This window comes from Caulobacter sp. GW822-FHT01G02, from assembly GCF_058802865.1.
Genome location: NZ_JBXAON010000014.1, coordinates 50576 through 58280, shown reverse-complemented (window position 1 = coordinate 58280; position 7705 = coordinate 50576). Strand labels below are relative to the sequence as shown.

Genomic DNA, 7705 nt, shown 5'->3' with positions numbered 1-7705 from the left:
GAGATCGAGAGCGCGCTCGTCGCCCACGAGACCGTCGCCGAGGCCGCCGTGGTCGGCTATCCGCACGACATCAAGGGCCAGGGCGTCTACGCCTATGTCACCCTCAACGCCGGGGTCGAGCCGACCGAGGACCTGCGCAAGGCCCTGGTCCTGTGGGTCCGTCACGAGATCGGCCCCTTCGCCGCCCCCGACGTCATCCAGTGGGCTCCCGGCCTGCCCAAGACCCGCTCCGGCAAGATCATGCGCCGCATCCTGCGCAAGATCGCCGAGAACGAGCTCACCAGCCTGGGCGACACCTCCACCCTCGCCGATCCCTACGTCGTCGACGATCTCGTCAAAAATCGCGCCGGAGCGTGAACGCCAACCGTCATCGCCAAAACGCGGTGACCGCGCCTGACGAAAGCCACATCGGCGCGTTAGCTTCAGCATGATGCGCCGGCTGGTCCCCTTCGCCCTCCTCATCGCCCTGGCGGGTCCCGCCCGGGCCGACGCCGAGTGGGAGACGAAGGGCGACGGCATCGCCGTCCAGGCGCATGCCGATAACCACGGGCGCGGCATGGTCCGGGCCAATGTCGAGATCGACGCGCCGCCGGCCGTGGTGTTTCGCATCATCCTGGACTGCGACCGCGCCGCCCGCATGAGCCCGGGCGTCAAGAGCTGCCGCGTGCTCTCGCGCGCGCCGGACGGGACGGAGATCCGCGAGCACACGGTCAAGTGGGGCTTCTTCCTGCCGAGCCTGCGCTCCACCTCGCGCGTCACCGTGGAGCCCGACCGGCTGATCCGCTTCGCCTGCATAGGCGGCGACATTCGGGCCTGCGAGGGGGCCTGGCGGCTTGAGCCGCTAGACGGAGGACTGCGCACCCGCGTTACCTACGACCTGTGGGCCACCGCGCCCTTCGCCCTCCCGGCCAGCATGATCAGCGGCATGATGCGCCGCGACGTTCCACAGTCGCTGAAGGCGCTGCGACGCGAATGCGAGGGACGATGACGGATACGGACGAGCCCGACGGCCTCTGGCTGTTCGACGGCCTCTGCAACGTCTGTACGGGTTCGGTGCAGGCGGTCCTACGGCTGGACCGCAAGGGCGTGATCCGGTTCACGCCCATTCAGTCGCCCTATGGCCGTGAGCTCGCCCTGGCTCATGGCGTCGATCCTGAAACGCCCGAAAGCTTCCTGTTCCTCGACCACGGCCGCCCCCTGGCCAAGACCGCCGCCATCGGCGCCCTGCTGCGCCGGCTGGACGCCCCCTGGCGCTGGTTCGCGTTCATCGACCACCTGCCGCGCGGCCCGACCGACGCGGCCTATGACTGGATCGCGAGGAATCGCTACCGGCTGATGGGCAGAAGGGGCCGCTGCATGGTCCCGACGCCGCAGCAGCGAGGGCGGTTCGTGCTGGAATTGGATCCGCCGACCTGACGGAAGGGGCGCTTCAGCGGGCCGCAATGGGTTGAAGGACGCTAGTAAGTTTATGTTTCTAGTGTGCTTTTTTGGATTTGAAGTTCGCTCAGAGCCTGATCCAAGTGCGGGCGAACTTCAAATCCACCACACTAAAACAACGCCGCCACGCTCTCGGCGCTGTAGGGCTTCTGCAGCACCGGCGTCTCCTTGAACCGGTCCGGGAAGGCGGCGCTGTCGCCGAAGCCGGTGCCGAAGGCGAAGGGCACGCCGGCGTCCTGCAGGGCTTCGGCCACCGGGAAGCTGGTCTCCTGGCCCAGATTGACGTCCAGGATCGCGAATGGCGGCGTCTCGTTGCTCAGGGCCTCGAAAGCCTGGGCGACGCTGGAGGCGACGATGACCTGCTTGACGCCCAGCCGGACCAGCATGTCCTCAAGGTCGAGGGCGATGATCATGTTGTCCTCGAGCACCAGCATCCGCTCGGGGGCGCGCACCGGCGTGTCGGCGCGGCGCGGCTGGCTCACGGCCGCGGTCACGCCCTCGCTGGAGACGTAGCGGCCAGGGATGCGGATGCGGGCCTGCAAGCCCTCGGGCCGGTAGTCCAGCGCCACCTCGCCGTTCAGATCGTGCGGGATCGAGTGCTCGATGATGGTCGAGCCGAAGCCTCGGCGGGTCGGCGGCTTGACCGGCGGGCCGTCGCGCTCGCGCCAGTCAATGATCAGGTCGCCCTTGGCGTCGCGCGCCCAGTCGATCGCCACATGGCCGCGCTGATCGCACAGGGCCCCATACTTGGCCGAGTTGGTCATCAGCTCATGGATGACCAGGGACAGGATCGAGAAGGCGTCCGGCGCCAGGGCGGTCGGCGCGCCCTTGAGGCGCACGCGTTCGGCCTTGCTGGACAGATAGGCCTCGGCCTCGGCGGTGATCAGGTCGCTGAGCGCGCCCGGTCCCCACTGATGGCGGGTGATCTGGTCGTGGGCCCGGGCCAGGGCCTGGACGCGGCCGCCGACCACCTCGGCGAACGCCTCGACCGTCGAGACCCCGGCCTTGCTCTGGCTGATCAGGCCGCGGATCAGGCCCAGGATGTTGCGCACCCGGTGGTTCAGCTCGGCGATCAGCAGTTCCTGGCGCTGGTTGGCGCGCTGGCGCTCCTCGTCGGCGAGATCGGTCAGGCGGAAGACGATCTCCAGCAGGCTGGTGCGCAGGCTCTCGGCGAGCGAACGTTCGACCGTGGTCCACGGCCGGCTCTGGCCCCGCACCGTCTCTTCCCAGGCCTCGAAGCTCTTGCGCGGGGTCAGGCGGTCTCCCAGGGGGCCGACCTGGACAAGCTTGGCCGGCTTGCCGGCCCAGACCAGGGTCTTGGCCTCCTCCTTGCGGAAGAAGATCAGGTAGTCGCGCGGCGCGCGCGACAGCGGCACGGCCATCATGCCGGCCGCCTTCTGCGACCAGACGGCCGCCGAGGGCAGCAGGCCGGCGATCTCGTTCGTCGCGAACACCGAATGGGTGTCCTTCTCGCGCAGCACCCGCAACAGGGTGTGGACGTCGCTGGCGTCGGGGGTGGAATCGCGCAGGGTCAGCCGCCCCTCGAGCCACAGGGCCAGGCCGTCGCAGCCGACCAGCCGGCACAGGTCGTCGAGGAACGGGATCAGACTGTCCGCCCCCTGGGGAGCGCTGACCACGGCGCTCATCATCCGATCGTGCAGATTGCGCGCCTCGGCCATGCGCCGGGTCTCGATCTCGCGCTCGCGGCTCTCCAGCGTCAGGGAGAACAGCTGGCCGAACAGCTCGGCGGCCGTGCGGCGCTCGTAGCTGATGTGCTTGGGCGCGTAGTGGTGGCAGGCGAACAGGCCCCACAGCTTGCCGTCGCGCAGGATGGAAATCGACAGCGAGGCGGCCACGCCCATGTTGCGCAGGTACTCGATGTGGATCGGGGAGACGGCCCGCAGCATGCTCATCGACAGGTCGACGGGCTCGCCGGCCGGGCTGGTCGGCGGGATGATCGGCGAGACCTCGGCGTCGACATCGGCGATGATCCGCAGCCAGTTGCGCTCATAAAGGGCGCGGGCCTGCACGGGGATGTCCGAGGCCGGGTAGCGCTGGCCCAGGAACGAGCCGACGCCCGGCCGCACCGACTCGGCGATCACCTCGCCCGCGCCGTCGTGGGCGAAGCGGTAGACCATCACCCGGTCGAACTCGGTCAGGGCCCGCACCTGGCGGGCGGCCTCGTGGCAGAAGTCCTCGAAGGTCGGTCGCGCGGCGATGCGGGTCGTCATCGAGCGCACGGCCGAGGCGGCCTCGATCAGGATATCGGGATGGCTGGGCTCGCCCTCGACGATCAGCAGGCGGCCGGAATAGTGCAGGGCAAGGTCGAAGTCCTCGCCGCCGTCGACCAGGGGCTGGCCGAACATCCGCTCGATCGCGTCGGCGCCGCGCATGATCTGCAGGCGGCCGCGGATGTTGTGGATGGCGTGACCGTCCAGCACCTGGCTCAGGGGCTTGCCGATCAGGTCGGCGGGGGCCAGGCCCAGATAGCGCAGGCTGGTGGTCGAGGCGTGAACCACCAGCCAGTCGGAATTGACGGCCAGCAGGAAACCGAACGGCTGCACCGAGCCGAGGGTGTGGATCGGCTCCCGGTCACAGTTGGTCAGATCGACCTCAAACCCCGACATGGGCGCCGGTTCGGACATTCAGGGCTCCAGGCGGGGCTATCGTCTCGAACGCGTCCGAGAAACACTGGAAGCCATATCGCGCCCCGGCCTCCACCTCGTCTGTCCGAGTCCCGACATTGGGTTTCTCAAGCCAGGCCAGAAATGATCGCCAGAGGTCGTCGCTCTCGCCCTGGGTCAGATAGGCCAGCGGCAGGCCGTGGCCGGAGGCGCGGACCTGACGGGCCAGGAAGCGGGCGCCCAGACGCGAGCCTTCCAGGACGTAGAGCAGGCCGGCCCCGAAGTCCGGCGATGGAACGAGGGCGGCGGCGAATGGCGGTGTGTCCAGGCCGAGGGCGGCGAGATCTCGGGCCAGGGCGGTGCGGCGGACGCGCCCGGGCCAGTCAGGCAGCCATTCGGCGACCCCGGCCCGTTCCAGAGCCCGTTCCAGCGGCGCTATGGCCAGGGCCGAAGCCGAAAGGAACGCGCCATATCCCACGGTCGTCTCGGTACGCCAGGCGGCGACCTGGGCGTCCAGGGCGGCATGGCTCTCGGAGGTGGCCGCGCGCAGGCGGTCGCGAAGCGAACTTTCGGACAAATTTCCCCCAGCCGGATCGAACCCGTCACGCGGAAGGGGCGACACAATCCGTCGTAACACTGACGTCGCCGATTGGTTCCGCCCACATGACAGGACAGTAAGGTTTACCACGTCGGGCGCGATGCTAGGGTCGAGCCCGACCGTTCAGGAGACCTTCGCGCATGATCCGCACCGCCAAGCTGGCCCTCATGGCCGCGGCCCTTTCCACCACGGCCCTCTCCACGCTGGGATGGGCGCCGATGGCCATGGCGGCCGCGAAGGCGAAGCCCCAGGCCAAACCGGCCGTCGCCGCCGCGCGTCCGCCGATCACCGTGCCGCCGATCGTCTACCAGCAGCGCGTGCTGGCCAACGGCCTGAAGGTCTACACCTCGCGCGATGCGACCACCCCGAACGTCTCGGTGCAGGTCTGGTACGGCGTCGGCTCCAAGGACGACCCGCGCGGACGGTCGGGCTTCGCGCACCTCTTCGAACACCTGATGTTCAAGGCCACCCGCAACATGCCCAGCGAGACGCTGGACCGCCTGACCGAGGACGTGGGCGGCTTCAACAACGCCTCCACCTGGGACGACTTCACCAACTATTACGAGGTCGCGCCGGCCAACCACCTGGAGCGTCTGCTCTGGGCCGAAAGCGATCGCCTGAAGTCGCTGGTCATCGACGAGGCGGTGTTCGCCTCCGAGCGCGACGTCGTGAAGGAAGAGCTGCGCCAGCGCGTGCTGGCCGACCCCTATGGGCGCTTTTTCGCGCTGTCGATCCCGCAGCAGTCGTTCACCACCCACCCCTATCAGCGCCCGGGCATCGGCTCGATCGAGGAGCTGGACGCGGCGACGGTCGATGACGTCCGCGCCTTCCACGCCACCTACTACCGGCCGGACAACGCGGCCCTGATCGTCGTCGGCAATTTTGACCAGGCCAAGCTGGACGCGATGATCGACCAGTATTTCGGCTCCCTGAAGACGCCGGCCGGAACCATCCCAAAGGTCACCGTGGTCGAACCGCCCCGCACGGGGCCCAAGAGCGTCAACACCTACGGTCCCAACGTGCCGCTGCCGGCCCTGGCCATCACCTGGCTGGCCCCGGCCGCCGCCGACAAGGACACGCCCGCCCTGACCGTGCTGGACGCGGTGCTGTCGGCCGGCAAGTCCTCGCGGCTCTATGACAGCCTGGTCTACGACCAGAAGATCGCCCAGTCGGTGTTCTCCAGCGCCCCGAACAACGCCCAGCCGGGCCTGTTCTACGTCGGCGCGGTGATGGCGGGCGGCAAGACCGTGGCCCAGGGCGAAGCGGCCCTGCGCGCCCAGGTCGCCCGCGTCCGCGACGGCCTGGTCACGCCGGCCGAACTGGCCGAGGCCAAGGCCGGCCTGCTGGCCGACGCCGTCCGCCGCCGCGAGGAGATCGACGGTCGCGGCTTCGCGATCGGCTACGCCCTTGAAACCGAGGGCGATCCGGCCGTCGCCAACACCGCCCTGGCCAAGCTGCAGGCCGTCACCGCCGCCGACATCCAGCGGGTGGCGAAGAAGTATCTGGCCGACGATCGCCGCACGGTGATCCGCTACCTGCCGGAAAAGGACCGCCCGGCCGGCGAGAAGGACGCCACGCCGCCAATCCCCAAGGTCGCCTCGGTCAAGTTCGACGGCGCGGTCACCACCCTGGCCCCGGAAGGCGAACGCGAGAAGCCGCCGGCCATCGGCGCGCCGGTGCCGGCCGTGATGCCCAGCCCGGCCGAGAAGACCCTGGCCAACGGCCTGCGGGTCATTGTCGCCAAGTCCAGCGACCTGCCGCTGATCACCGCCGACCTGACCGTCAAGGGCGGGGCCAGCTCGGATCCCGCCGGTCTGGCCGGTACGTCGAACCTGACCTCGGAGCTGCTGACCGAGGGCACCACCACGCGCTCGGCTACCCAGGTCGCCCGCGAGACCGAGGCCCTGGGCGCCAATCTCGAAGCCGGCTCGGGCTGGGAAGCCGCCTCGCTGACCCTCAGCGTCACGGCCAACAACGCCGCGCCCGCCATGGCCATCATGGCCGACGTCGCCGAGCACCCGGCCTTCTCCGCCGAGGAGCTGGACCGCGTCCGCACCGAGACCCTGGACGGCCTGTCGGTCTCGTTCCAGCGTCCGGGCACGCTGGCCGCCTTCGCCACCGCGCCCGTGCTCTACGCCGGATCGGCCTATGGCCACGTGGCCGGCGGCACGCCCGGCTCGCTGCCGAAGATCAAGCGCGCGGATCTGGCCAAGACCCATGCGACCTACTGGCGTCCCGACAACGCCGTGCTGGTGCTGACCGGCAACCTGACGCCCGAGGCCGGCTTCGCCTTGGCCGAGAAGGCCTTTGGATCGTGGAAGAAGCCGGCCGCGCCGCCGCCGGCCCCGCCGGCCGCCCCGACCGGCTACGCGCCGCGCAACGTCGTGATCGACCTACCCGGCACCGGGCAGGCGGCCGTGGTGCTGGCCAAGCCGGCCATCACCCGCGCCGACCCGAACTACTACCAGGGCGTGGTCGCCAACACGGTGCTGGGCGTCGGCTTCAGCTCGCGCCTGAACCAGGAGATCCGCATCAAGCGCGGCCTGTCCTACGGGGCCGGCTCCAGCCTGACGCCGCAAGGCCGTTTCGGCGGCTTCTCGGCCCGCGTGCAGACCAAGAACGCGTCGGCCGGCGAGGTCGTCACCCTGACCCGCGCCGAGCTGACGCGCCTGGGCGCCGAACCGGCCTCGGCCGGCGAACTGGCCGCGCGCAAGTCGGTGCTGGTCGGTAACTTCGGACGGGACCTCGGCACCTCGGAAGGCCTGGCCAACATTCTGGGCAACTACGCCGTCTACGGCGTGCCCCTGACCGAGATCCAGAGCTACGCCGCCAAGGTCGAGGCCGTGACGCCGGAGGAGGTCCAGGCCTTCGCCAAGGCCAAGCTGGACCCGGCCCAGATGAGCGTCATCGTCGCCGGCGACGCCAAGGCCATGGGCGCGGACCTGACCAAGGCCGCGCCGAACGCCACGGTGATCCCGGCCGACAAGCTGGACCTCGACGCGTCGAGCCTGACCAAATAAGGGAACGGCTGGTCCCACGATCCGAT

Annotated in this window: 6 protein-coding genes; 4 read left to right on the top strand and 2 right to left on the bottom strand. The window is 69.6% G+C overall.

From position 1 onward, the window contains the following. The 3 genes from AC1RNC_RS25710 to AC1RNC_RS25700 all read left to right on the top strand — a co-directional run. Positions 1 to 357: AMP-binding enzyme (locus AC1RNC_RS25710; RefSeq protein WP_492888815.1), on the top strand; the 357-nt coding region annotated here is incomplete at its 5' end. A gap of 73 nt (positions 358 to 430) precedes the next feature. After that, positions 431 to 988 carry an SRPBCC family protein gene (locus AC1RNC_RS25705; protein ID WP_492888818.1) on the top strand — a complete coding sequence of 186 codons (558 nt, stop codon included), beginning with the start codon at positions 431 to 433 and terminating at the stop codon, positions 986 to 988. Then, positions 985 to 1416 carry a thiol-disulfide oxidoreductase DCC family protein gene (locus tag AC1RNC_RS25700; protein ID WP_492888814.1) on the top strand — a complete coding sequence of 144 codons (432 nt, stop codon included), beginning with the start codon at positions 985 to 987 and terminating at the stop codon, positions 1414 to 1416. The genes AC1RNC_RS25705 and AC1RNC_RS25700 overlap by 4 nt, the downstream gene beginning before the upstream one ends. A gap of 131 nt (positions 1417 to 1547) precedes the next feature. On the opposite strand, the gene AC1RNC_RS25695 is transcribed toward AC1RNC_RS25700, so the two are convergent. Both AC1RNC_RS25695 and AC1RNC_RS25690 read right to left on the bottom strand, forming a co-directional pair. Beyond that, positions 1548 to 4082 (bottom strand): HWE histidine kinase domain-containing protein, encoded by a 2535-nt coding sequence (locus AC1RNC_RS25695; protein ID WP_492888813.1) that lies wholly within the window; start codon positions 4080 to 4082, stop codon positions 1548 to 1550. Beyond that, positions 4051 to 4638, bottom strand: a complete 588-nt coding sequence (locus tag AC1RNC_RS25690) for a biliverdin-producing heme oxygenase (protein WP_492888812.1) — start codon at positions 4636 to 4638, stop codon at positions 4051 to 4053. Before AC1RNC_RS25690 ends, AC1RNC_RS25695 begins: the two co-directional genes overlap by 32 nt. 161 nt (positions 4639 to 4799) lie before the next feature. Here AC1RNC_RS25690 and AC1RNC_RS25685 point away from each other — a divergent pair, with 161 nt between their 5' ends. Continuing rightward, on the top strand, positions 4800 to 7679 hold the full coding sequence (locus AC1RNC_RS25685) for a M16 family metallopeptidase (protein ID WP_492888811.1): 2880 nt from the start codon (positions 4800 to 4802) through the stop codon (positions 7677 to 7679). The last annotated feature ends 26 nt before the right edge of the window (positions 7680 to 7705 follow it).